Origin of the sequence: Hymenobacter latericoloratus (assembly GCF_014199535.1) — a bacterium.
Taxonomy (GTDB): domain Bacteria; phylum Bacteroidota; class Bacteroidia; order Cytophagales; family Hymenobacteraceae; genus Hymenobacter; species Hymenobacter latericoloratus.
This window is the reverse complement of the sequence record NZ_JACHNV010000002.1, coordinates 792188-816963: the sequence shown is the minus strand read 5'-3', so window position 1 is coordinate 816963 and position 24776 is coordinate 792188. Positions and strand designations below refer to the sequence as shown.

The window sequence follows — 24776 nt, the reverse complement described above, 5'->3', positions numbered from 1 at the left end:
AAACCGGCCGGAACTCCCGCTTTAGTGCGTGAATTCCGGCCGATGTTGGCAGCAGTAGCTGCTTAGTCTAGCGCGTGGTACCGGTGGTGTTGCCGGCTGTGGTGCCCGTAGTGCCGCTGGTAGTACCCGTGGTAGTAACGCCCGACGTGCTACCGGAAGTGCTGCCGGTAGTGTTGGCACCCGACGTGCTGTACGTAGTAGAGCCACTGGTAGAGCCCGTGGTAGCTGAGCCACTGGTGGAGCCGCTGGTAGAGGCATCCGTGCCGGAACCGGCCGGACTATCTGTGCTGGTGGTAGAGCAGGAAGCCAGGGCAACGCCGCCGCAGAATACTACCGCTGCCGCTAAACGGGCAGACCATGCGGAAAGGGAAGTGAGTTTCATAGAATGCAGGTTGGATGGAACAATGTGCTGCTGATAGGCTATCAGCCGATTACTGAGCCTATACGCGGTTCATTGCAAAAAGTCGGTAAACCGTTGATTCTGTCGCGGGGCCGGCCGGGCCTAACCCGTACACGACAGCCTAAGTACTAACCCTGATTAGAGTAGGTAACCGCATCAGCAGGATACATTATATAATTATTTTATTAAATAATATTACTTTTATAAATCTATCTCGCTCTTCCAGCGGGGTTTTGATTTCAGTGACGCATGAAGCTACCAGGACTACTCGCCTGCCAGCTGGCGCTGGCGGGTTGGGGCATGCTTGCCTCCTCCACTCCGCCGCAGGTTTCATACTCCGGTCAGCAACAGGCGGCCATTTCCCGCATCGGCCAGATTCAGGGCAGTGGGGCAGCGGCTACGCCGGGCACCTACACCATTGAGGCTATTGTGACGGCCACGTACAACGGCCTGGCGCCGGGTGGGTTTTACGTGCAGGAGCCTGCCGCCGCCGCCGATGCCGACCCGGCCACCTCGGATGCTCTTTTTGTGGTGCAGCCCGGGGCTACCGTCCGGGCCGGCGACTTGGTGCGCGTGACGGGCACCGTGCTCGAGGGTCCCGCGGCGCCTTCTTCCGGGCAGGCAGTCCTGACAGAGCCTACTGTTACGGTCATTTCTTCGGGCAACCCACTGCCGGCCTTCACGGTGCTGCCGAACGCCACCTTCTCGGCGGCGGGCCTGGAGCGTTACGAGGGCATGCGGGTGCAGTTTTCGGGGCCCCTAACGGTTACCGATGTGTACAACCTACAGCGGCGGGGCGAGCTCACGCTTACCCCCGGCGGCACCCTGTTTCAGCCTACCCAGTTCATCGACCCCAACGACAACCCCGCCACGGGCACTACCAGCACCGGCACCAGCAACCTGGCCGCTATCCGGCAGTACGAGGCTGCCAACCTCGACCGCTCGATTCTGCTCGACGACGGTAGCGCGGCTTCCAATCCCCAGCCCATTCCGTACACCGATGCCACCTACCGCACCGTGCGGGTGGGCAGCACGGTGACGGTGCTGCGGGGCGTGCTGGGCTACGGCTTCAATCAGTGGCGGGTGCAGCCCCTGCCCGGTCCCGAGGCGCCCTTGCTGACGGTGGTGCGGCCGGCCGTACCGAAGTTTGGCCCCCTGGACCTGAAGCTGGCCAGCTTCAACGTACTGAACTACTTTAACGGCAATGGCATTGGGGGCGGCTTCCCGACCAGTCGCGGGGCCAAAACTGTGGCCGACTTTGCCCGCCAGCGCAGCAAAATCATCCGGGCCCTGGTCGCCATCAACGCCGATATCATCGGGCTGACGGAAATTGAGAATGACGGCACGGGGCCGGCCTCGGCCATCCAGGACCTGGTGAACGGGCTGAACCAGGCCGCCGGGGCCGAAGTGTACGCGGCCGTAAACGACGGCGGCGCCACCCAACAGCCCAACAACACCGACCAGATTCACTGCGCCCTGATTTACAAGCCGGCCGAGGTACGGCTGCTGGGGCCCGCTCTGGTGGCGGCGGTGCCGGGCGTGTTCGAGCGGCCCCCGCTGGCCCAGCTTTTCATCACCCGCCGCAAGCCCCGCCCCGATACGGTGGCCGTGGTCATCAACCACTTCAAGTCCAAGGGCAGCGGCACGGGCCTGAACGCCGACCAGAACGACGGGCAGGGCGGCTCCAACGACCGGCGGCGCGGGCAGGCGCGGGCGCTGGTGGAGTTCATCAACACCACCGTAGTGCCGGCCGGCACCCGGCGCGTGCTCTGCCTCGGCGACTACAATGCCAACTACGAGGAAGACCCCCTTGACATTCTGCGGGCGGCCGGGCTGGTGGCCGTAACCCCGCCTACCAGCGCGTCCTACGTATTTAAGGGCCTTACCGGCTCCCTCGACCACTGCATCGTGACGCCTAATCTGGTGGGCTTTATTGATGTGCACAAGTGGAATATCAATTCCTTTGAGCCCCTGTTTCAGCAGTACGATGTAGCCGGCGAAGCCACCGATGCCAACAGCCCCTTCCGCTCCTCCGACCACGACCCGGTGCTGATCGGGCTGAACTTTGCGGGCATCCGGCCGGCCAACCCGGCCCAAGCCCGCCTGTTTGTGTACCCCGCCCCTACCGCCGGCAACCGCGTGTACCAGCTGCTGGCCAGCACGGGGCCGCTTACCCTGGAGTTAGGCCTACCCCAGGGCCCGCCCCTGCTGCACCTGCAAGGCTCGAGGGCTTTGCTACAGGCCGAGCTGAACCGGTACACGGCCCACCTGGCGCCGGGTATCTACGTGGTGCAGCTACGAGGCAAGGGTATCAACCAAACCCTACGGGTCATGAAGGAGTAGGGTCTTTTCCTACCCCCTGCTCGTCCTATACCTTCCCCAACCGCCGGCCCGGGCGCGGGTGCTTGGCCTGCTCAATCAGCTGCGCCGAATAGATGCCCCGGTGGCCCGAGAACAGGTAGGCTACCACGCAGGCCAGGGCCAGATACCCGCCGGCCAGCGTCCCAAACAGCTCCAGCCCCATGAGCAGGCAGGCCAGGGGGGTATTGGCCGCGCCCGCAAACACGCCCACAAAGCCCATGGCCGCCAGCAGCGCTACCGGCAGCGGCAGCACCACGGCCAGGGCGCTGCCCAGCGTGGCCCCCATAAAAAACAGGGGCGTTACTTCGCCGCCCTTAAAGCCGCAACCCAGCGTAAGGGCCGTGAGCAGCAGCTTCAGCAGAAAATCCTGGGGTGGCAGCGGGACCCGGAATGCCTCTGCAATAACGGGTACGCCCAGCCCGATGTAGCGGGTAGTTCCCAGTGCCCACACGGCGGCCACCAGCAGCACTCCGCCCACTACGGGCCGCAGCGGCGGGTAGGAAATACGGGCGAATTGCCGGCTCAGCCAGTGGGTGAGGGTAGCAAAGCTGCGGGCGGCCAGCCCAAACAACGCAGCGGCTAGCAGGGTCCACCCCACTCCGGCCGGGGTAACGGGCAGGGCAGAAAGCTGGGGGTAGTGGGTATGGCCTACGCCCCAGGCCCGCGTAACGAAATCGGCGCTGAGAGCAGCCAGGAAGGCCGGCAGCAGGGCCTCGTAGCGAATGGAGCCCAGCCGGACCACCTCCAGCCCAAACACGGCCCCGGCCAGCGGCGTCCCGAACACCGAGGCAAAGCCCGCACTCATGCCCGCCAGCAGCAGCAGGCGCCGGTCGTGGGGGCGCAGGCGCAGCAGGGGCGGCAGTTGGTCGGCCAGGGCAGCGCCCATCTGCACGGCCGTACCCTCGCGGCCGGCCGAGCCCCCAAACAGGTGGGTCAGCAGCGTGCCGCCCAGCACCAGCGGCACCAGGCGCAGCGGAACGGGGCCGGCCGGCGCCTGTATTTCCTCGAGAATGAGGTTGTTGCCCCGCCCCGCCCGGCTACCGAAGTAGTGGTAAGCCAACCCGATCAGGAAGCCCGCGGCCGGCAGCAAGGCCAGCGCCCAGGGGTGCAGCTCCCGCCAGTTGGTCACCCAGTCCAGAGCCACCAGAAAGAAGGCCGAAGCCGAACCCGCCGCCACGCCTACCAAGCCGCTCAGCAGCACCCAGCGCAGCACAAACAATAGGGTAGCCGGGGTATTGAGCAAACGAAGGCGGGCCGGAAGCAGCCGCAGAAACGCAGGAAGAGGACGCATACGCAAGACGAACAACACGATGAGGCACCCCGGCCGCTACCGCAGCAGCCGGTTCAGCAGGAATCATCAGCGCGGGGCCCGGGGCGCCGGCGGTCCGTGGTGGAAATCCATCACCGTATGCGGGGTAAAGATAGCGCCGCCCCGCATTGGGCACAGTTCCTACCCCCGGAAGGTTGCTGAACCCGCCGGTCTGGCAGCGGCGCGGCCGTAGCGAGGCGCGGGCGGCGGGCAGCCCCGGGGTAGGTTTTACTGAACCACAAACCGACCCTGGCGTAAACAGCTATTTTATAAATCATTACCTGTTTGCCATGCGTCATACCTTCTGCTTTTCCCTGCTGCTGGGCAGCTTGCTTACCCTGGGCCTGGGCGCCCGCCCGGCCGCGGCCCAAACCGGAGAGGCCGTGAATGCCACGGCCAACGGCACCCTGCTGGGTATGTCGAAGCTTTCCCCGGAGCACACGACCCTCATGAAAGCCGTGAAAGCCGCCGGCCTGGAAGATGCGGCCCGGGGCGCCACCAAGTACACCGTGTTTGCGCCCACCAACGCGGCCTTCGACAAGCTTCCCGCCGGCAAGCTCAACGAGCTGCTGCGCCCCGCCAACAAAGGCCGCTTGGCGCAGCTCCTTGGTGCCCATGTAGTGCCCGGCAGCTACCTGGCGGCTAATCTTACCGATGGGCTGCAGCTGCAAACCGTACAGGGCGAAACCCTGACCGTGGTACGCCAGCCCAACAGCATCACGCTCAAAGACAGCAAAGGCACCGTGGCCACCATCATTGACGATGATATTGTGGCCGAAAACGGGGTGATTCATTCCATTGATACCGTGCTGACGCCCGCCGCGGCCCCGGCTCAGAAATAGCCCCGCCCCTACCCCCAGCCGGAGTGCGAAGGCCCCGACGTTCGCCTTACCTTTGCCGCCATGAAACCGCCGCTATTCCACATCGGGCAGGAAGTTATCTGCACCAACGACGACTTTACCCTGCTGCTGGTCCAGAACCCCAACATCCAAACCCCCAAGCGGGGCCCCATCTACACCGTGCGCGGCCTCTACGATACCCACCGCGGCTACGGCATTACCCTCCATGAAATCAACAACGCGGAGGTGGCGCCCGGCTTTCCGGAAGCTAATTTCCATGAGTCGCGCTTTGCGCCGGTGCCCCCGCTGGAGGAAATCAGCATTGCCGAGGCCATAGAGGAAAGTGTAACGGTGTAAACCAAAAGCGCCCACGCAGCGCCGACCCAGCCGGGTCGGCGCTTTTTTTATGGGCTCCGCCCCCGCCGGTTTGTGCGGGCCGGCGGGGGTAGCCGGGAAACTATTTCGCGGCCTTTGCTCCACGCGGCCTTACCTTTAGCAGATTATTTAGCCCCATTTCCTTACTGCATGGCTCTATTCTACAAGTCTTTATTCTTAATGGGCGGATTGTTAGCGGCGGGTGCGGCCCGGGCTCAGGCGCCCTACCTCCAGAGCCAGCTGCCCCGGGCCAATGCCGTAGCGGCCCCGCGCACCGGCCCGCTGCAGCTTACTTTTTCCGAGCCCATGAGCGCCCAGGCGGCCTCGCCCGATGCCGTGCGGGTTGTAAGCGCCTGGCGGGGGCGGTTGGCGGGCACTTTCCAGGGCGCCGGCACCCCTACCCTCTCCTTTACGCCCAACCAGCCCCTGCTGGCCGGCGAGCCGGTGCAGGTGGGCATCAGCACGCAGGCTACCAGCCAGGCCGGAGCGGCCCTGGCCGCGGCTTCGCTCTACCAGTTCACCGCCGCCACCGCCCCCAGCACGGGCCGCTTTCTAGATGAGAATGTCAACCTGGACCTGGGCCCGCGCTACATGGCCGTGGGCGACATCAACAACGACGGCAACCCTGACTTTGTAGCCGGCGGATCAGGGTTCGAACTGGCCGTGCGCCTGGGCGATGGGCAGGGAGGCTTTACCCCGCCGCCGGCCCCCATTCCCGCCACCACCTACAGCGGCAGCACTTCGCCAAGAAACCTGGTGATGGCCGACTTCAACCAAGATAAATTCCTGGACCTGCTGATAGCTGATGGATCAAGTTCGGCAGTGGCTGTTTCCTTGGGCGACGGTACCGGTCGGTTCAAGGTTCCGGTGTCGGGTGGAAATATCTATCCGGAGGGGCGGGAGCTGCGCGGACTAACCGTGGCGGACTTCAATCTCGACGGTAACCTGGATTTCGCCGTGGGGATGAACGGCAGCACGCAAGTGCCCATGTACTATGGCAATGGCAAGGGTGGCTTCACGGCCCAGCCCCTCATTTCCATCGACTCGCCTCCTTTGGAGCTGGCCGCAGCCGATGTAAACGCCGATGGCCGGCCTGATCTGCTTGCCCTGACTACCGGCTCCACGAGTAGCTCCGTGTCGGTGCGCCTGAACAATGGAGCTGGGGGCTTTACGGCCCGCCCCGCGGTAGCTGTGGCGCCCGATGCCTACGCCATTACCCTCGGCGACATCGACAACAACGGCACGTCCGATATCCTGACTACCAGCGGCAACACCAACTCCGTGTCGGTGCGCCTCGGCGACGGTAGCGGCAACTTTACGGCCCCGGCCGTGCCCGAGGTGAAGGTAGGTCCCAGGCCCCGCAACATTGTTCTGGCTGATATCAACCGCGACGGCCGGCTGGACTTTGTCACGGCCAATAATCAGCAGAACAACAACACCGTATCGGTGCGCCTGGGCAACGGGGCCGGCGGGTTCAGCCCGGCCCCCGTACCCGAAGTTACGGTGGGGCTGCAACCCTACGCCCTGGCCCTCGCCGATGTCAACAAGGACGGGCAGCCTGACCTGTTGGCCGGCAATATGGGCATTTACTACTCCTCCACGACGATCAGCTCGTACAGCATGACGGTGCGCCTCGGCGACGGGGCGGGCCGCTTTGTGGTGCCCGCCGGCGAAACGGTGCCCTTGGCCGATGCTGCCATCAAGATGGCCGTAGGCGACCTGAACAATGATGGCCGCCTGGACATCCTCAGCATTACGATGCAGGGCGTAGCCTCCGTGCGCCTGGGCGACGGCAAAGGCCGCTTTGCTGCCCCGCCCGCCCCTACCCCCGCCGACATCAGCAGTATTGGTACCTACCCCGGCTGCCTGGCCCTGGGCGACCTGAACAACGACGGCAACCTGGACTTCGTGACCAACATTACGGTTCAGTCTGCTTCGCGGCTGGCTATTTACCTGGGCGATGGGCGCGGCGGGTTCAGCCCCCTGCCTGCCTCCGTACCGCCCGTGGCTATCCTCTTCGATCTGGTGGATATGGTCCTGACGGACCTGAACGGCGACGGCAACCTGGATTTGCTCGGCTGCAGCCGCAACAGCGGCCAGGTTTCGGTGCGGCTGGGCACCGGCACGGGCACCTTCACGCGGCCAGCCGTACCCGAGGTTCCGGTTGGCAATGCCCCCCTGGCGCTGGCCGCCGGCGACTTTAATCATGATGGCAAGGTGGATTTTGCCACCGCCAACTACAATGAACGCCTGGCGGGCTCGGTTTCTATTCGCCTGGGTGATGGCACCGGCCGCTTTGCTCCGCCCGCCGCGCCCGCCCCGGCCGAGGTGCAGCTGGGCGAAGACCAGCCCAACGACATTGCCCTGGGCGACCTGAACAACGACGGCAAGCTGGACTTTGTCATCTGCAGCGTGGAAGGCCTCAACGGGGGCGGCACCAATATCTGCATCCGGCTGGGCACGGGTACCGGCGCTTTCACTACCCCGGCCGTCGCCAGCCTGCGCGTGGTCCTCGACCCCTCCGGCGTAGCCCTCGGCGACGTGAACGGGGATGGCAACCTGGATGTGGTTACCTCGGCTACCTACCGCAGCCGGATGGCCGTGCGCTTCGGCGACGGCAAAGGTGGCCTGACGGTGCCCCCTGCCGGCGGGCAGGTGGGGGTAGGACCCTCCCCTTCCGATATTCTGCTGGCCGACGTGGACAACGACGGCGACCTGGACGCGCTGCTACCCCACGGGGCCGCGCGCAGCCTGTCGGTGCGTCTGAACGGGCTTTTCACGGGCACCGTGCTACCCGTGCGGCAGCCCACCACAGCCCTGGCTTCGGCTCCGCAGCTGGTGGTGTACCCCAACCCGGCCCGGCAGGTAGTGCGCCTGGAGCATGCTACCCCTCACGCCCCACTGGTGCTGTTTGACGTATTGGGCCGGGAGCAGCGCCGCCAGCCGGCCGGCCCCAGCTTCGACCTGAGCGGCCTTACTCCGGGGCTCTACATCCTGCGCAGCGGCACCCAGTCTGCGCAGCTGATAGTAGAATAGCCTACCCCCATCAACACCGAAAAAGGCCCGGCGCTACGTAGCGCCGGGCCTTTTTCGGTGTATAGCCGAGCCGCTTAGCCCAGGCTTTTGCCAGTGGCTACTTCCCGGCGACTTTGGCGGTTTGCAACTGAATCACACCATCTTTCAGGCCCTTGCCAGAAACCCTCAGCTGAACGTTGCCGGCCTTGTCGGTGGTTTGCACCAGGGCCACCAGCTGGCCCTGAAAAGCTTTCATGCGGGGCTCGTGGAAGGGCTGCAGGTTGGTGGCGTCGCCGTTGGCGACGGCCCGGAACCGGCCCGCGCCGCCCACGCTGAACTGCAACTGGGGGGTAGCCTCGGGGCAGAGGTTGCCCTGGGCGTCTTCCACCCGCGCCGTCACGAAGGCCAGGTCCTGTCCGTCGGCCCGGAGGGTAGTGCGGTCAGCCACCAGCCGGATGTGGTGGGGCTGGCCGGCGGTGCGCACTTCCTCTTCGGCCACGGCCTTGCCGGCGGCATCGTAAGCTACTACCTTCATGCTGCCAGGCTCGTACTTCACCTCGGTCCACATCAGGCGGTAGCGGGCCTGGGGGCTGCCGGCGGTGGTTTTGGTCTGGCGGCCCTGGCTTTTGCCGTTCACGAACAGCTCGGCGGAGGGGTAGCTGGTGTAGCAGAACACGGGCGTGGTCTGGCCCTCGCGGCCGGGCCAGGTCCAGTGGGGCAGCAGGTGCAGGGTAGGCTGCCGGGTGTTCCAGCGGGCCCGGTAGAGGTAGTACCGGTCTTTGGGCATACCGGCCAGGTCCAGAATCCCGAAGTAAGAGCTGTGCGAAGGCCACCGCTCATCGTAGGGCGTGGGCTCGCCGAGGTAATCAAAGCCGGTCCACACGAACTCGCCCAGGGTGTAGGGCAGCTCGTCCTGGGCCACAAACTCGTCGTCGGGCACCTGCGACCAGCTGCAGGCCTCCAGGTCGTAGGACGAGGACTGATTATCGGGGTACCGCTGCTCCTTGGCCTGCACCACCGGAAACTTGTACACCCCGCGCGAGCTGACCGTGGAGGCCGTTTCGGAGCCCAGAATCATGCCCTGGGGTAGTTTGGCCTGGGCCTCGGGGTAGCGGTGGGGCTTGTAGTTGAAGCCCGGAATGTCAATAACCGAGGCAAAGTTGTTTTTCAGGTCGTCGTCGAAACGGTCCATGCCCATGGTCACGGGGCGGGTAGGGTCCTCGCGGTGCACGATGTCCTGGAGGCGCTTGGCAATTTTGTTGCCGCCGGCCGTGCTCTGGTCGGGTACCTCGTTACCGATGCTCCACATAATCACGCTGGGATGGTTCCGGTCGCGGTGCACCATGTTCACCAGGTCCTTTTCGGCCCACTGGTCGAAATACTGGCTGTAGCCGTTCTTCACCTTGGGCGTTTTCCACTCGTCGAAGGACTCTACCATCAGCATGAAGCCCATTTCGTCGCAGAGCTCCACCAGTTCCGGAGCGGGCATGTTGTGGGCGGTCCGGATGGCGTCGCAGCCCATATCCTTGAGCAGCGTGAGCTGACGGCGCAGGGCGGCCGTATTGATGGCCGCGCCCAGGGGGCCCAGGTCGTGGTGGTTGCACACGCCCCTGAACTTGCGCGGCTGCCCGTTCAGGGAGAAGCCCTTCCCGGCCTCAAAAGCGAAAGAGCGAATCCCGAAGCGGGTTTCGTACTCATCTTTGAGCTCTTCGCCGGCGAAGAGTTTGGAGGAAGCCGTGTAGAGCACCGGCGTTTCCGGCGACCAAAGCCGGGGCTGGGGCACCACCAGGTTCTGCTCGAAGGTCTGGCCGTCGGTAACACGGAGCGGGGTAGTAAGGGTAGCTACCACCTGCCCTTGCGCGTCGCGGATTTCGGTTTGCAGGCGCAGGGCGGGCGTGGCGCCGGCCGGGGCTTCTACCTGGGTGCGCAGCTTTACCTTGGCGTAGTCGGCGTTGATTTCGGGGGTAGTGAGGTAGGTGCCCCACACCGGAATGTGCACATCGTTGGTCACGATGAGGTGCACGTTGCGGTAGAGCCCCGCGCCGGGGTACCAGCGCGAAGCCTCCGGCAGGTTTTGCAGGCGCACGGCCAGGGTGTTCGGGCCGGAGGCGTTGAGCGCGCCCGTCACGTCCACGAAAAACGAATTGTACCCGTAGGGCCACGCGGCCACCTGCTGCCCGTTCACGAACACGTGGGCGTCGCTCATGGCCCCATCAAAGAGCAGCACGGCCCGCTTGCCCGGCCCGAAGCCCGGCACCAACAGCTGCCGCCGGTACCAGCCCGTACCAATAAACGGCAGCCCGCCGGTGCGGCCTGCTTTGGTAGTAGCCTGCTGCTCGTTGTTCTGCTCAATCTTCACTTTTTGCAGGTCGTTGGTGCTGCTGAACGGACCGTAAATGGCCCAGTCGTGGGGCACGCTCACCGTCTGCCACTTGGCGTCGCGGAAGCCGGGCTGCTGGGCGGCGGGTTGGTCGCCGCGGGCAAATTTCCAGTCGTTGGTGAGCAGATATTCCTGGCGCGCCTGAGCTGCGGCCATGAAACCCGGCAGCAGGAGCGCCCCTGCGGCCACGCCCCGGAGCGCCAACCGCGCGAAAAAGTCTTTTGTCATAGGTGCAGTAAAAAGGAAGAAAACAGTCAGCCCGCGCTGAACAGGCGGGAATGGGGGCAAGGCAGGAGTAGCGGGAGCCAGCTTTTTCGCGGCGCAACCCTGCTTGGTGAACCACTAGGCCGAAGCTGACCCGCGGGGTAGGGCTACCGCCCCGAACCGGCCGGCCCATTTACCCTGCATAAACGATTGCGTAAGTATAAGGCAAAACAGACTATTTCAGGCGTTCCTACTCATCTGTAGTTTTGCATAGTTCTGTGCGCTGACCTGTTTTATGCCCCTGAGCTTGCCGGAACCAGAGCGAGTAATCCTTGAGCGCAGGTGCAAACGTTTGCATATATTTCCTTTATATTTGGTGGTAGCAGTAGCCCGGCTGTGCGGCTAGCCCGCGCCCCGCAGGGTAGCTTCCGGGGGTTATTTGCCGGCTACGCTGGCTTAGGCCCCGGCCAAGCCTTCCGTTGTCATCCCTTTCTCACTTCTGTTCCCTATGAAACCACCTTTCCTCACTCGTACATTCCGGCGGGCCCTGTTTGTTGGGGTGGCGCTGTGCCTGAACCTGCTCGGCTGCTTTTCCGCTACGGCCCAAACCTTCGCCAAGGGCGGCGACACCAGCTGGCTGCAGCAGATGGAAGCCAATGGCTACAAGTTCTACAACGAGCAGGGCGTGGAGCAGGACTGCTTCCAGATTCTGAAAAGCAAGGGCATTAACTCCATTCGGCTGCGGGTGTGGGTGAACCCCTCCATGGTGGATTGGGTGAACGGCCACTGCAGCCCGGCCGAGGTAGTGCAAATGGCCACGCGGGCCAAAAACCTGGGCTTCCGGCTCATGATTGACTTTCACTACAGCGACTCCTGGGCCGACCCCGGCCAGCAAACCAAACCCGCCGCCTGGGCCAGCCACAGCTTCCAGCAGCTGCAGCAGGATGTGTACGACCACACCTTCAGCGTCATGACGGCCCTGAAAAACAACGGGGTAACCCCGGAGTGGGTGCAGGTAGGCAACGAAATTCCCAACGGCATGCTCTGGCCCGAAGGCAACGCCACCAACTTCGCCCAGCTCACCCAGCTTATTAACCAGGGCTACGAGGCCGTGAAAGCCGTGAGCCCCGCCTCCAAAGTAGTAGTGCACCTCGACAAGGGCCACGACAACGCCCGGTTCCGCTCGTTTTTCGACCGCCTGACCGCCAACGGCGGCAAGTACGACGTAATCGGCCTCTCGTACTACCCCTACTGGCTAAACCAGGATTACAGCGTGTCCATCAGCGGCCTGCAGCAGAACCTCACCGACCTGGCCAGCCGCTACGGCAAGCCGGTGATAGTAGCCGAAGTGGGCGCCGACTGCACCAACCAGCCCCAGAACGCCTACGACATGCTGGTGGCCGTGCAGAATGCCGTGGCGGCCGTGCCCAACGGCCAGGGCCTGGGCGTGTTTTACTGGGAGCCCCAGGGCTACCGCAGCTTCAGCGGCTACCAGCTCAGCGCCTGGGGTAATGATGGCAAGCCTTCCCCGGCCCTGAACGCCTTTCTGGTGACGCCTACCGCCCCGCCGCCCACGGCGCCCATTACCAACCTGCTGGCCAACCCCAGCTTCGAGGCCAACGGCGCCACCACCCAAAACCCTACCGCCTGGTCCACCTGGGCCAACAACACCGCCAACCAGGCCGCCGACAAAACCGAAACCGGCGGCCAGCACGGCACCTACCGCCTCACCCACTGGCTGGGCACGCCCTACCAGGCCAGCACCTTCCAGCTGCTGAACGGCCTGCCCAACGGCACCTACACCCTGCGGGCCTGGGTGCTGAACGGCGGCGGCCAGAAAGCCTGCCACCTCTACGCCCACAACCTCAACGGCGTAGAAAAGACCGTGGCCCTACCCGTCACCGAGGCCTGGGCCCAGATTCAGATTACGGGCATTCAGGTCAGCAAGGGCCAGTGCGAAATCGGGCTGTGGTCGGATGCCAACGCGGGCAACTGGTGCAGCCTCGATAACGTGGAGTTTTTCCAGACCTCGGCTCCGGCCCTGAGCAGCACTGGACCGGCTGCGGCCGTCACCAGCCGCCTCTACCCCAACCCCGTAACCGATGTGCTGACTCTGACCCTGCCCACGGGGGTAGGCGCGGCTACCGTGCGCATCTACTCCGCCACCGGGCAGCCCGTACTCACCCGCACCCTCACCAGCTCGCCCGCCGGCCAGCGCCTCAATGTATCGGGGCTGGCGGCCGGCCTCTACCAGGTGCGCCTGGAGGGCGGAGGCCGCCTCGAAACCCACAAGTTCATCAAGCAGTAGCCTTTCCCAGCTACCGGCGCTTACCTCATACGGCCCGCGCTGCTTCCTGCCCCGGAAGTAGCGCGGGCCCTGCTGTTAGCAAGCAGGCAGGTTACGGCAGCCAGTGCGGCCCCACGACGCGGGCGGCCGGTCTTGCTACCGGCCGTCCGGCGGGCGGGCCGCAAGGGTGTCCAGCTTCAGAATGACGTTTTTCCGCTCGGTGGGCAGGTAGGCAATGCGCACCCGCAGGCCCGCCCGGATGGCCCCGCCGTGCGAGGCGGTGTGGTTGTAGCCGTAGTCGGTTTCGTCGTAGTCGGAAAAGGCGAAGGGCACCCCGGCCACGGTAAAGGTTTCGTGGCGGTGGCCCCCGTAGGGCATGGGGTCGAAGTCGGCCACCGCGCCCTCCACCGTTTGGTATTGGCGCTGGGTGTAGGCCTGCCGGGTGCGCGTGTACTCCAGCAGCTGGCTGGGAATAACAATAAGAGCTATCAGCCCCGCAAAACCCATCAGGATGCGGCCCATGAGCATTTGATAGCGCCGCTTCGTGATGCCAAAAACCGGCATCAGCGTCTCATCCGTGGAGGCCTTGTGGTGCTGATAGAGCCCGAACCCGCCCGCGGCAAGCAGCAGCGGAATAGCCATAACGCCGAAGTTGGGCAGGCGGTCGGCGAAATCATAGACGGTGCGCCAGGATTCCATGTAGCAGGTGAACGGTAGCGGTGCAGTAGCCGCCGGGTAAGGCAGATGGCCCGCAAGGTATAGAAGCTGTTTGGAAAGTCTAGAACGTCATGCTGAGCGCAGTCGAAGCATCTCTACCGCTTCGCCAGGTTCGTTCAACGAAGCGGTAGAGATGCTTCGACTGCGCTCAGCATGACGTTCTGATACCTGTCGCTGACTTTCCAAACAGCTTCATAGCCTCCCGCACCGGTCAGAGCTCTGTAACGCGGTTTTTCCGGCAAATCCTCGCCTTACTGCCTATCTTCCCCGCCCGATTTCTACCCTAGCCTTATCCGCTCAGTGACTTACCCCGAATTTGAAGCCCGCTGGAAGAACTCCGGCGGCGCGGAGCGGGCCAACTACGGCCTGTTCCTGCAAGACCTCTGCGACTTACTCGACGTACCCCGCCCCGACCCGACCACCGACGACCCCACCCAGGACCAGTACGTGCTGGAACGGGCCGTGCAGTTCAACGACGGAGCCAGGAAAAGCACCGGCCGCATCGACCTGTACAAGCGCGGCTGCTTTGTGCTGGAAACCAAACAGGGCACCGACACCGCCGACCAACAGCAGAAGCAGGCCCGCGCCGAGCTGGGCCTGGAGCCCAGCAAGCGCCGCAAGGGCCACGCCGTGCGCGGCTCGGCCAAGTGGGCCGAAATGATGCAGGCCGCCCGCCAGCAGGCCCTGGGCTACGTGCGCGCCCTACCCCCCGACGAGCCCCGCCCCCTGTTTGTGCTGGTGGCCGATGTGGGCTACTGCCTGGACGTGTACAGCAACTTCGCCGGGGTAGGCGACTCCTTCGTGCCCTTCCCCGACCAGACCCGCTTCCGCCTGCCCCTGGCGGCCCTGGCCGATGAGAAGACGCGGGCCATGCTCCGCCAGATTTTCCTGGAGCCCCGGGAGCTGGACCCCAGCCGCCGCGCCGCCCGCGTAACCCGGGAGCTGGCCGCCCGCCTGGCCAAGCTCTCGGAGCAGCTGGAACGGGCCGGGCACGCCCCCGACGTGGTGGCCCAGTTCCTGATGCGCTGCCTGTTTACCATGTTTGCGGAGGATGTCAACCTGATTCCGAAAACCAGCTTTACCGGCATGCTCAGTCAGTACGGCACCCCGGAGCTGCTGGAGTTCCTGCCCGATGCCCTCACCAACCTCTGGCGCACCATGGACACCGGCGGCTTCTCCTCCGACCTGAAAGCCCGCCTGCGCCGCTTCAACGGCAAGCTCTTCCACGATGCCACCGCCCTACCCCTGAACGCGGCCCAGGCCGAGCTGCTGCTGCAGTCGGCGAAGGCGGACTGGACGGAAGTGGAGCCGGCCATTTTCGGGACGCTGCTGGAACGCGCCCTCGACCCCAAGGAGCGGCACAGCCTGGGCGCCCACTACACCCCGCGCCGCTACGTAGAGCGGCTGGTGCTGCCTACCGTGCTGGAACCCCTGCGCCGGGAGTGGGCCGCCGCCCAGGCCGCCGCCGCCCGCCGCCTCGAGGAAGGCCAGCCCCGCGAGGCCCGTCAGGAGCTGGTGCGCTTCCTGAGCCGCCTCACCAGCATCAAAATCCTGGACCCGGCCTGCGGCTCCGGCAACTTCCTGTACGTGACGCTGGAACACCTCAAGCGCCTGGAAGGCGAGGTGCTGGCCGCCATCAACAGCTACGGGCAGACGGGCCTGCTGGAGCTGGGCGGCGGCACCACCGTAAGCCCTCACCAGCTGCTGGGCCTGGAGTTGAACCCGCGCGCGGCGGCCATTGCCGACGTGGTGCTGCGCATTGGCTACCTGCAGTGGCACCTGCGCACCTACGGCCCCTCCGAGCTGCGCGAGCCCCTGCTGGATGAGTACCAGAACATCCGCCAGCAGGATGCCGCCCTCCAGCACGACGCGCCCCTACCCCGCCTCGATGCCCAAGGCCTGCCCGTAACCCGCTGGGACGGTACCACCAAGCTGCACCCGGCCACCGGCCAGCCCGTGCCCGACGAAACCGCCCGCACGCCCGTCCTCGACTACCCCAACCCCCGCCCCGCCGAGTGGCCCCAGGCCGATTTCATTGTAGGCAACCCGCCGTTTGTGGGGCCGGCCCGCATGCGCGAGGCCCTCGGCGACGGGTACACCGAAGCCCTGCGCAAAGCCTACAAAGGCAAGGTGCCCGATTCGGCCGATTTGGTGATGTACTGGTGGCACAACGCCGCCGCCGCCGTGCAGCGCGGAGCCTCGGAGCGGTTCGGCTTCATTACCACCAACAGCCTAAAACAAACTTTCAACCGCCGGGTAATGCAGCCCTTCCTGGAAGGCGACCCGGCCCCACTCACCCTCACCTTCGCCGTGCCCGACCACCCGTGGGTAGATTCCGGCGACGGGGCTGCCGTGCGCATTGCCATGACCGTAGTTGAACGCACCCCCACCGTGCCGGTGGCAGGTCAATTATTGACGGTGAAAACAGAAAGCGCGGCGGAAGATGATGACGCGGCTGACGTGACTTTTGCAGAGCAGCAAGGTCAGATTCTTTCTGACTTAACAATAGGAGCCGCATTGGATTCTACAAATCCTCTGAAAGCAAATGACCAAATCGGAAACCGAGGCTTAGAACCAGGCGGAGCCGGCTTTATTGTAACTCAGGAAGAAGCTCAAAGTATCGGCTTAGGTTCAATTGAAGGACTGCAACACCATATCAAACCTTATAGGAATGGACGCGACCTTACAGATAGACCTAGAGGCGTTTACATCATTGATTTGTTTGGCTTGAATGAGGCACAGGTTTTAACATCTTTTCCGACAGTTTATCAATGGCTGTCAGAAAGAGTGAAGCCTGAACGGGAGCAAAACCGTGACCCAAAGCTCAAAGCTCAATGGTGGCTTCATAGAAGAAGCCGTGCAGATTTTAGGGCTGCAATTGAAGGGTTGACGCGTTATGTTTCAACCCCGAGAGTTTCGAAGCATAGCTTCTTTACCTTTTTCGACGGAGAGGTGCTGCCCGACGATAAGGTAGTCGTTTTTGCTTCGGATGATGCCTACCATCTTGGCGTATTGTCAAGCAGAACCCATGTGGTTTGGGCATTAGCCACAGGTGGCAGATTAGGTGCAGGCAACGACCCGGTGTATGACAAAACCCGCTGCTTCGACCCGTTCCCCTTCCCGGCGGCCACGGCGGAGCAGCAGGCACGCATCCGGGAGCTGGCCGAACAGCTCGACGCCCACCGCAAGCGCCAGCAGGCCCAGCACCCCACCCTCACCCTCACCGACCTCTACAACGTGGTAGAGAAGCTGCGCGCCGGCCTACCCCTCACCACGGCCAAAGAGCAAACCATCAACCAGCAGGGCCTAGCCTCCGTGGTCCTGAGCCTGCACCAGCAGCTCGATGCCGCCGTAGCCGAAGCCTACGGCTGGCCCCACGACCTCCCCGACGCCGACGTCCTCAGCCGCCTGGTGCGCCTCAACCACGAGCGCGCCCGCGAGGAAGCCGGCGGCCACATTCGCTACCTCCGCCCCGCCTACCAGGCCCCCGAGCTGCAACAGGCGCAGCTGGCCCTCCCCGCGGCCCAGGCCGCAGCCGCTACCCCCTCGGCCCTGCCCGATGCCACCGGCCCCCAGCCCTGGCCCACCGAGCTGGCCCAGCAGATGCAGGCCATCCGCGACGCCGTGCAGCAGGCGGGCCAGTCGGTAACGGCCGCCCAGGTAGCCGCCCGCTTCCGGCGCACCAAGCCGGAGCGCGTGCAGCCCCTCCTGGACACCCTCACCGCCCTCAGCCTGCTCCGCACCACCGAGGAAGGCGCCTACGCGGCGTAGCAGGCTCCTCGCCTGGCCGCTACAAGCTGACCGGCGACGTGCGGGCCCGGCCGGAAAACCCAAGCCCCACCGCCGCCCTTAGTAGCGCGCAACGCCAGCTCCCCACCTTGACCAAGGCAGGGAGCTGGCGTTGCGCATTCATAAGGGCAGGTTGATACTGACTACGCCGCCTTAAACTGGTACTTCAGCCACACCACGTCGTTATCCAGCTGCTGCACCTGGGTTAGGTACAGGCGCGTGGCGGGGCCTTTGGGCAGGTAGTCGCTCACCTCAAACGTGGTCGGCGACTGGGGCGTGCCGTCGGCCAGGGGCAGGATCAGCAGGCTCAGCTCGTCAATCAGGCCGGCATTGAGCAGGGAGCCGTTCAGGTGGCCCCCGCCTTCCAGCATCAGGGTGTCGATGGGAAACAGCGCCGCCAGCTGCTCCAGCACTACGGCAAAATCCACCTCTTTCTCGCCCCCGAACAGGTAGGAAATGCGCTGGCGCTGCAGGTAGTACAGGTACTCATCACTGACCTGTTCCGTGAGCACCTCCACAAGATGGTCGCCGCCGGTTTGGTTGGTTTCCCAGCCCAGCTTGCCGTGCGCATCCACGGCTACGGCAAAGGAGGTAGCATTCGGGTCGCCGATAAAGGCGTTGCGGGCAATAGGGTGCGGAGCCGGCTGCAGATCGGGCTGCACACCACCGGAGAAGTCGCGCTCCATCGTGATGCGCCCGCACATCCAGGCCTGGCTGGTAAAGGTTTCGTGGTACTTCTCGAAGTAGCCGGCAAAAGTGTCGGTCAGCTTCTCGTCCTTCCAGTTCACGGACAGAATCTTTCCGTCCACCGTGGACATCATGTGGCAGATTACGTGGGGTCGTTTCATAGTAGGCCTTCAACGCAAATGGCGTATTCGTGGCTCAACTACCCTCCGAGCCAGCCCCCACAACCCGCCTCTTCTTCGGCTACTCCGAATCCGGAGGCGGGGTAACCCGCTACCTGCCCGGCTGTTTGCCGGCTTGTGCCGGGTGGGGCGAACTATGCCAGTGTCAGCTGAAGCAAGGCGTTTGAGGTAGCTTCCATAGCCTGCAGCCACGTTTTCAACCGATTGGCAGGGCTTCCTGTTCCCCTGGTGTGGCGAAGGAACAGGAAGCCCTGCGCCTGACTACGGCTTCGGGGCCTTAACGAAGAGGTAGGTATTAATGCCCGGATTCGCATCCAGCCGCTCCTTCAGCACATAGCCTTCCTGCTGAAGCTTTTTGAGCGTGGTGTAGTAGAGCTCATTGACATCTATGGCGGATTTTTCGGCCCCCATGCGAAGGGAAAACTCCGTGACTTCACTTTTCCGCTCACCTCGGGTAATCACTATTCTGCGCGCAGGCAGGTCTATGCGCACCACGGCCATTTCGGGCTCGCCTTGCGCCAGTACGGGTGAGCTGCTCAGCAGCAGCAGGCAGCCCACGATATACAGTAGTTTTCTCATGTAACTAGGCTTTAGGAGCTTTCACGAAGATGTAGGTGGTAGTACGAAAGGCCCCGTCCGTGCGGGGCCCCGACGAGCCCTGCAGCACATAGCCTTCGGCGTAGAGCCTGGCCAGCACCCGCTGATAGCCCACGGCCGCTGCGGCGGCTTTTTTATCCGTAATGCCGACTGGTATTTCGATATGTTCCGGCGTGCTCTCGCCGCGCGCGATGAAGATGTCCGCTTCCATGCTATTTTCTACTACCTGCACCACCACTACGGCCGGCTCAGCCGCCAAAGCCGGCGCCCGGCTCAACACAATCAGGCACCCCACCACACAGAATAGCTTTCTCATACGCGTTTGGAATAAGGACAATGGATAGACTACCGCGCGCCAACTCCGTGCCACGAATTGTGCTTCCCCTCGCGCGGTTATGGGTCGTTCAACGCCGGGCGGGGACAAGCAACCCCCCGACAAGCCGGGCGGGGACAAGCAACCCCCCGACAAGCCGGGCGGGGACAAGCCCCGCACCCTACCCCCCTGACAAGCAAAAAACCCGTTTCTGATTCAGAAACGGGCTTTAGTGCAGAGAGGAAGGGATTCGAACCCTCGATGAGCTTGAGACCCATACACACTTTCCAGGCGTGCTCCTTCGACCACTCGGACACCTCTCTAGGATGCGGGGAAGTGGCGCAAAATAACACCCGATTTTCGGAATACGCAAGTTTTACGCGCAGTCAGCCTACAGTATCGTGATTTCGCCGCGTAGGTTCTGGGTAAGCAGGCGGCGGGTTTCCGGGGCATTCTGCCTGAGACCCAGCACGAACATGAGCTTGGTAATAGCTGCTTCCACGGTTATATCGTCGCCCCCGATTACCCCTAAATCGGTGAGGTAGGCACTGGTTTCGTAGCGCCCCTGCATCACGCGGCCCTCCTCGCACTGGCTCACGTTGAGCAGGTGCACGCCCCGGTCGGCGGCATCGCGCAGGCACTTCAGAAACCAGGGGGCGGTAGGCGCGTTGCCCGAGCCGTAGGTTTCCAGCACGCAGCCGCGCAGCCCCTCGGCCTCCAGCTGGGTGCGCAGCATGCGCTCCGTCAGGCCCGGAAACAGGCGCAGAATGGCTACCTGGTCGTCGAGGTGCTGGTGGGCCCGCAGGGGCGCGGCGGGCAGCGGCCGGATCTGCGGGTCGTTGAAATCCAGCTCGATGCCGGCCCGGGCCAGGGGCGGGTAGTTTTCGGAGCGGAAGGCGTTGTACTGCTGGCTTTCCACCTTTTTGGCCCGGTTGCCCCGAATCAGCACATCATTAAAAAACAGGCCCACTTCCGGCACCCGCACCGCGCCGGTGGCGGGGTGGCGGGCGGCGGCCATTTCCAGGGCCGTAACCAGGTTGCGGCGGGCATCGGTGCGGATGCGGCCCACGGGCACCTGCGCCCCGGTAAACACCACCGTCTTGCCCAGGTTTTCGAGCAGGAAGCTGAGCGCCGCCGCCGAGTAGGCCATGGTATCGGTGCCGTGCAGCACCACGAAGCCGTCGTAGCGGGCGTAGTTTTCCTCGATAAGCGCCGCCAGCCGCAGCCAGTCCGGCACCGTCACGTTGCTGGAGTCAATGGGCTCGCCGAGGTTCGTGACTTCCACCCGCATGTTGAGCTGGCGCAGCTCGGGCATCTTCTTCCGGATCTGCTCGAAGTTCATCGGCACCAGCTCGCCGCGTTTGTTATAGGCCATGCCCACGGTGCCGCCGGTGTAGATAACCAGAATGGCGGTTTCGGGGTTGGGCGGAAGCGAGGGGGTAGGCAACGGGGCGGGTGGTTTGGGTGGTGGAATAGACCTCCGGGAGTGGACCGGATAAGCCGCCAAGTTAGCAACGAGGGCTTATTGTGGCGTTTGGCGTGGGAGCCTCCCCTATGCTAGATGCGCATTGCCTCAGGGAGAGCAGGAGTGGATAGCACGGCCACGTCAGCACGCGAGATTCCTCGACAAGCTCGGAATGACGTTCTATCTGCTCTTTCGACCTCCCTACTTCCCTACCTCCCCAAACAGGGCCAGGGTGTTGCGGGTGGTGGCTTGGGCTACTTCCTCGGGGTCCTTGCCCATGATTTCCGCCACGCGGTGGGCCACGAAGGGCAGGTAGGCGGGCTCGTTGCGCTTGCCCCGGTACGGAATGGGCGCCAGGTAGGGGCAGTCGGTTTCCAGCAGCAGATGGTCCAGCTCCAGGCCCGGCAGCACCTGGTCGAGGCCGCCGTTCTTGAACGTGGCCACGCCCCCGATACCCAGCTTAAAGCCCAGGCGGATTGCCTCCTCGGCCTCCTGGCGGGTGCCGGAAAAGCAGTGAAACACGCCCCGTAGCGTGCCATCCTGGGCGGCCGTGATAATGTCGGCGGCCTCGCGGAAGGCCTCGCGGGTGTGCAGCACCAGGGGCAGGTTGTGTTTTTTGGCCAGGTCCACCTGAATGCGCAGGGCCTCCTGCTGCTCGGCCAGATGGGTTTTGTCCCAGTACAAATCAATGCCGCACTCCCCTACCGCCGCGAAGGGCCGGCGGCTCAGCCAGGCTTCCACCTCGTAGAGCTCCTTCTCGAAGTGGCGGGTAACGTGGCAGGGGTGCAGGCCCATCTGGGCAAAGCACTGCGAAGGATATTTGGCTTCCACCTCCAGCATGGGGTCAATGCTGGCGTGGTCGATGTTGGGCATGAAGATGGTGGTCACGCCGGCCTCGAAGGCCCGGAGCAGCATCTCGTCCTGGTCGGGCTTAAACTGCTCGGAGTAAACGTGGGCGTGCGAATCAGAAAGTTGCATGCCGCAAAGGTAAGAAGGTGATGAGGTGATGAGGTAAATGGTGATGGGGTGAATAGTGATGAGGCGAAGAAGTGAGTTGTCATGGCGAGGCGGCGGCGGGTTGTCATGGCGAGGAGGCACGACGAAGCCATCCTTCCTCTCTTCTGTGCCCAGCTCTATAACGTGAAAAGCCCTTGACGCTCGCACAGTCGTCAAGGGCTTGTCACATCTCAGGGGGGTAGCACGCGGGCCAGGAAGGATGGCTTCGTCGTGCCTCCTCGCCATGACAGCACTTCACCATGTCACCTTTCCAGTCACCTGTCACATTTCAGGGGGTAGGGAGCTGGTCAGGAAGGATGGCTTCGGTGCCCTCGCCAGGACAGCACTGCACTTACAACTTCACCTCTCCCGTCTGGCGGATGTCGCGGGAGGAGCTGCCCACGAGCAGGGTGAACTTGCCGGGCTCCAGCACCCACTGCTTCTTGGCTTCGTCGTAGTAGCGGAAGGCGTCGGGGCCCAGGGTAAGGGTCACCGTTTTCGACTCGCCGGGCTTGAGGAAGACTTTCTGGAAGGCTTTCAGCTCTTTCTCGGGGCGCTTCACGCTGGCCTGGTGATCATGCACGTAGAGCTGCACTACTTCGGCGCCGGCTACTTTGCCGGTGTTGCGCACGTTCAGGGTTACCGTGGCGCTCTGGGCGGCGGGCTTCACCGTGAGCTTGCCGTAGTCGAAGGAGGTGTAGCTGAGGCCGTGGCCGAAGGCAAACTGGGGCGCCACCTTATAGGTATCGAAGTAGCGGTAGCCCACGAAGATATCTTCCTTATAGGTCTGTTTCAGGGGGTTGCCGGGGGTGCTGGGGTACTCACCCAGCTTGTGGGCCGGCGAGTCTTCCAGCTTTACGGGGAAAGTGAAAGGCAGCTTGCCCGAGGGGTTTACGTCACCCAGCAGAATGCTGGCCAGGGCGTTGCCGCCTTCCATGCCGGGGTACCAGGCCTCCACGATGCCCTTGGCCTGCCCCGCCCACGCCGATACATCAATGGGGCCGCCATTGAGCAGGACCACCACCGTGTTGGGGTTGGCTTTGAGCACGGCCTGAATCAGCTCGTCCTGGCCGAAGGGCATCTTCATGTCGGGCTTGTCGTAGCCTTCGGCGTCGTAGGCGTTATCGGCCCACACTTTGTAGTCGTAGCCGTGGGTAGCGCCCCCCACAATGATGGCCACGTCGGCGGCTTTGGCGGCGGCCACGGCCTGCTCAATCAGCTGCGGATCGGCCTTTTGGTTGCGGGCAATCTTGTAGCCGGGGGCGTAGGTGATTTTCGCCTGGGGGCCCAGGGCTTTCTGCAGGCCCTGCAGGGGCGTAATCTCATACTTGGCCTTCACCTGCGAGCTGCCGCCGCCCAGGGCGTTTTCGCGGGTAGCATTGGCCCCAATCACGGCAAAGGACTTCGTGGTTTTCCGGAGGGGTAGGATATTGCCCTCGTTTTTGAGCAGCACGATGCCTTCCTCGGCCACTTTGCGGGCCGTAGCCTGGTGTTCGGGGGTGTTGTAGGCGCCGGGCTTGCGCTTGGCCCCGTCCAGCATGTGGGTGGCGTACATCACGCGCAGAATCCGGCGCACCTTGTCATCGAGCAGGGGCTCCAGGGACTTATCCTTTTTCACGGCTTCCAGGGCCGGCCGGCCAAAGAAAAACCGGTCGTAGAGGCTGGGCATGTCCTCTTGTTTCACCTGACTGGCCGTTTGGTCCACGCTGTTGTACATCAGCGAAAGGTCGGTACCCATTTCCAGGTCGGTGCCGTTGCGCAGGCCCTCCTGGGTATCGTGCACCGAGCCCCAGTCACTGATAACCAACCCCTTGAACCCCCATTCCCCTTTCAGGATGTCGTTCATGAGGTAGGCGTTGTGGGTGGCGTACTGGCCCCGGAACTTGTTGTAGGAACCCATGAGCGTATGCGCCCCGCCCTCCTGAATAGCCGCCTGGAAGCCCGGCAGGTAGATTTCGCGCAGGGCCCGCTCGCTCATCTCTACGTCAATGTCGTTGCGGTGCTCCTCCTGGTTGTTGGCGGCGTAGTGCTTCACGCTGGCCGATACGCCCTGGTCCTGCACCCCGCGGATGTAGCCCACCACCATCTTCGAGACGAGGTAGGGGTCTTCGCTGAGGTACTCGAAGTTGCGCCCGTTCAGGGGCGTGCGCACGATGTTGATGCCGGGGCCCAGAATGATATCCTTGCCCCGAAACGCGGCCTCACTGCCCAGTACCGCGCCGAAGGCGTAGCCCAGCTCGGGGTTCCAGGTAGAAGCCAGGGTGTTGCCGGTGGGCAGGTAGGTACCCGAGTCGTTCACGCCTTCGTCGGGTTTCCAGTCGCGGCCGTGCTCCAGGCGCACGCCGTGGGGGCCGTCGGAGGTGGCCATTTCCGGAATGCCCAAGCGCTTCACGCCCCCCGAGTTGAAGGAGGAGGTAGCGTGAATCATGGCAATCTTCTCCTCCAAGGTCAGCTTTTTCAGAAGCTGGTCGATCTTCGCCTCGTTGCCCATCAGGGCCTGCTGGCGGTTAGCGGTAGCGCCCATAGCCATAGCGGTTTGGGAGGCCGCCGGGGTAGCGGTACGGGCAGCCTTGCCGGTTTGGGCGAAAGTCGTCGGGCTGGCAGCGCAGAACAGGACGGCCATCAGCACGGCCCGGGAATGAGGTGGGAACAAGGGCATGGAACGGGAAGGATAAATACGCGGTAAGATGATGCGGCCAGCCAGTGCCACCTCCCGGCCTGCCCCGGCCGAAACACTCGGGCAATGGGGCTGCCAGCGGAAGCAGAGTAGCCAAAGATATTAGCCGTGTGACCGAAAATCCACCCGAAAAATGCGTCCGCAAGGCCATTAAGGCATTTTTCACTTCCAGCCCATACGCTTACG

At 63.7% G+C, this 24776-nt stretch carries 16 protein-coding genes, 1 tRNA gene and 1 riboswitch; of the genes, 6 read left to right on the top strand and 11 right to left on the bottom strand.

Annotated features, from left to right (window positions below; genetic code table 11):
* Positions 1–67: 67 nt before the first annotated feature.
* Entirely contained in the window at positions 68–382 is a 315-nt protein-coding gene (locus tag GGU46_RS09150) for a hypothetical protein (protein ID WP_183403217.1), read from the bottom strand.
* Positions 383–649: 267 nt separating this feature from the next.
* Here GGU46_RS09150 and GGU46_RS09145 point away from each other — a divergent pair, with 267 nt between their 5' ends.
* Positions 650–2743 carry an ExeM/NucH family extracellular endonuclease gene (locus GGU46_RS09145; RefSeq protein ID WP_183403216.1) on the top strand — a complete coding sequence of 698 codons (2094 nt, stop codon included), beginning with the start codon at positions 650–652 and terminating at the stop codon, positions 2741–2743.
* Positions 2744–2768: 25 nt separating this feature from the next.
* On the opposite strand, the gene GGU46_RS09140 is transcribed toward GGU46_RS09145, so the two are convergent.
* A complete protein-coding gene (locus GGU46_RS09140) occupies positions 2769–4052 on the bottom strand; it encodes a chloride channel protein (protein WP_183403215.1) in 1284 nt (427 codons plus the stop codon).
* A gap of 50 nt (positions 4053–4102) precedes the next feature.
* Positions 4103–4176, bottom strand: a riboswitch (Fluoride riboswitch).
* Positions 4177–4360: 184 nt separating this feature from the next.
* Between GGU46_RS09140 and GGU46_RS09135 the strand changes: the two genes are divergently transcribed.
* From GGU46_RS09135 to GGU46_RS09125, 3 genes are all read left to right on the top strand, one after another.
* Positions 4361–4912 carry a fasciclin domain-containing protein gene (locus GGU46_RS09135; protein WP_183403214.1) on the top strand — a complete coding sequence of 184 codons (552 nt, stop codon included), beginning with the start codon at positions 4361–4363 and terminating at the stop codon, positions 4910–4912.
* A gap of 60 nt (positions 4913–4972) precedes the next feature.
* Positions 4973–5266 carry a hypothetical protein gene (locus tag GGU46_RS09130; RefSeq protein WP_139923193.1) on the top strand — a complete coding sequence of 98 codons (294 nt, stop codon included), beginning with the start codon at positions 4973–4975 and terminating at the stop codon, positions 5264–5266.
* 168 nt (positions 5267–5434) lie between these two features.
* The gene (locus tag GGU46_RS09125) at positions 5435–8320 is read left to right on the top strand and encodes an FG-GAP-like repeat-containing protein (RefSeq protein ID WP_183403213.1); all 2886 of its coding nucleotides are present in this window, start codon (positions 5435–5437) and stop codon (positions 8318–8320) included.
* Positions 8321–8417: 97 nt separating this feature from the next.
* Here the strand turns inward: GGU46_RS09125 and galB are convergent, their stop codons facing one another.
* A complete protein-coding gene (gene galB / locus GGU46_RS09120; RefSeq protein ID WP_183403212.1) occupies positions 8418–10907 on the bottom strand; it encodes a beta-galactosidase GalB in 2490 nt (829 codons plus the stop codon).
* A 484-nt stretch (positions 10908–11391) separates the two neighbouring features.
* Here galB and GGU46_RS09115 point away from each other — a divergent pair, with 484 nt between their 5' ends.
* A complete protein-coding gene (locus tag GGU46_RS09115) occupies positions 11392–13191 on the top strand; it encodes a glycosyl hydrolase 53 family protein (protein WP_183403211.1) in 1800 nt (599 codons plus the stop codon).
* 135 nt (positions 13192–13326) lie between these two features.
* Here GGU46_RS09115 and GGU46_RS09110 read toward each other — a convergent pair whose 3' ends face one another.
* Entirely contained in the window at positions 13327–13869 is a 543-nt protein-coding gene (locus tag GGU46_RS09110; RefSeq protein ID WP_183403210.1) for a hypothetical protein, read from the bottom strand.
* A gap of 318 nt (positions 13870–14187) precedes the next feature.
* Here GGU46_RS09110 and GGU46_RS09105 point away from each other — a divergent pair, with 318 nt between their 5' ends.
* Positions 14188–17658: a class I SAM-dependent DNA methyltransferase gene (locus GGU46_RS09105; RefSeq protein WP_183403209.1), complete on the top strand. Its 3471-nt coding sequence runs from the start codon at positions 14188–14190 to the stop codon at positions 17656–17658.
* 161 nt (positions 17659–17819) lie between these two features.
* Here GGU46_RS09105 and GGU46_RS09100 read toward each other — a convergent pair whose 3' ends face one another.
* The 7 genes from GGU46_RS09100 to GGU46_RS09070 form a co-directional block, all read right to left on the bottom strand.
* Positions 17820–18524 carry a RibD family protein gene (locus GGU46_RS09100; RefSeq protein ID WP_183403208.1) on the bottom strand — a complete coding sequence of 235 codons (705 nt, stop codon included), beginning with the start codon at positions 18522–18524 and terminating at the stop codon, positions 17820–17822.
* 279 nt (positions 18525–18803) lie between these two features.
* On the bottom strand, positions 18804–19121 hold the full coding sequence (locus GGU46_RS09095; protein WP_183403207.1) for a hypothetical protein: 318 nt from the start codon (positions 19119–19121) through the stop codon (positions 18804–18806).
* A 4-nt stretch (positions 19122–19125) separates the two neighbouring features.
* The gene (locus GGU46_RS09090) at positions 19126–19455 is read right to left on the bottom strand and encodes a hypothetical protein (protein WP_183403206.1); all 330 of its coding nucleotides are present in this window, start codon (positions 19453–19455) and stop codon (positions 19126–19128) included.
* 232 nt (positions 19456–19687) lie between these two features.
* Positions 19688–19775: transfer RNA gene (locus GGU46_RS09085), tRNA-Ser, on the bottom strand.
* Positions 19776–19843: 68 nt separating this feature from the next.
* Positions 19844–20899 carry an asparaginase gene (locus GGU46_RS09080; protein WP_246398828.1) on the bottom strand — a complete coding sequence of 352 codons (1056 nt, stop codon included), beginning with the start codon at positions 20897–20899 and terminating at the stop codon, positions 19844–19846.
* Positions 20900–21118: 219 nt separating this feature from the next.
* A complete protein-coding gene (locus GGU46_RS09075) occupies positions 21119–21895 on the bottom strand; it encodes a TatD family hydrolase (RefSeq protein ID WP_183403205.1) in 777 nt (258 codons plus the stop codon).
* Positions 21896–22265: 370 nt separating this feature from the next.
* On the bottom strand, positions 22266–24572 hold the full coding sequence (locus tag GGU46_RS09070; RefSeq protein WP_215906296.1) for a glycoside hydrolase family 3 C-terminal domain-containing protein: 2307 nt from the start codon (positions 24570–24572) through the stop codon (positions 22266–22268).
* Between the last annotated feature and the right edge of the window lie 204 nt (positions 24573–24776).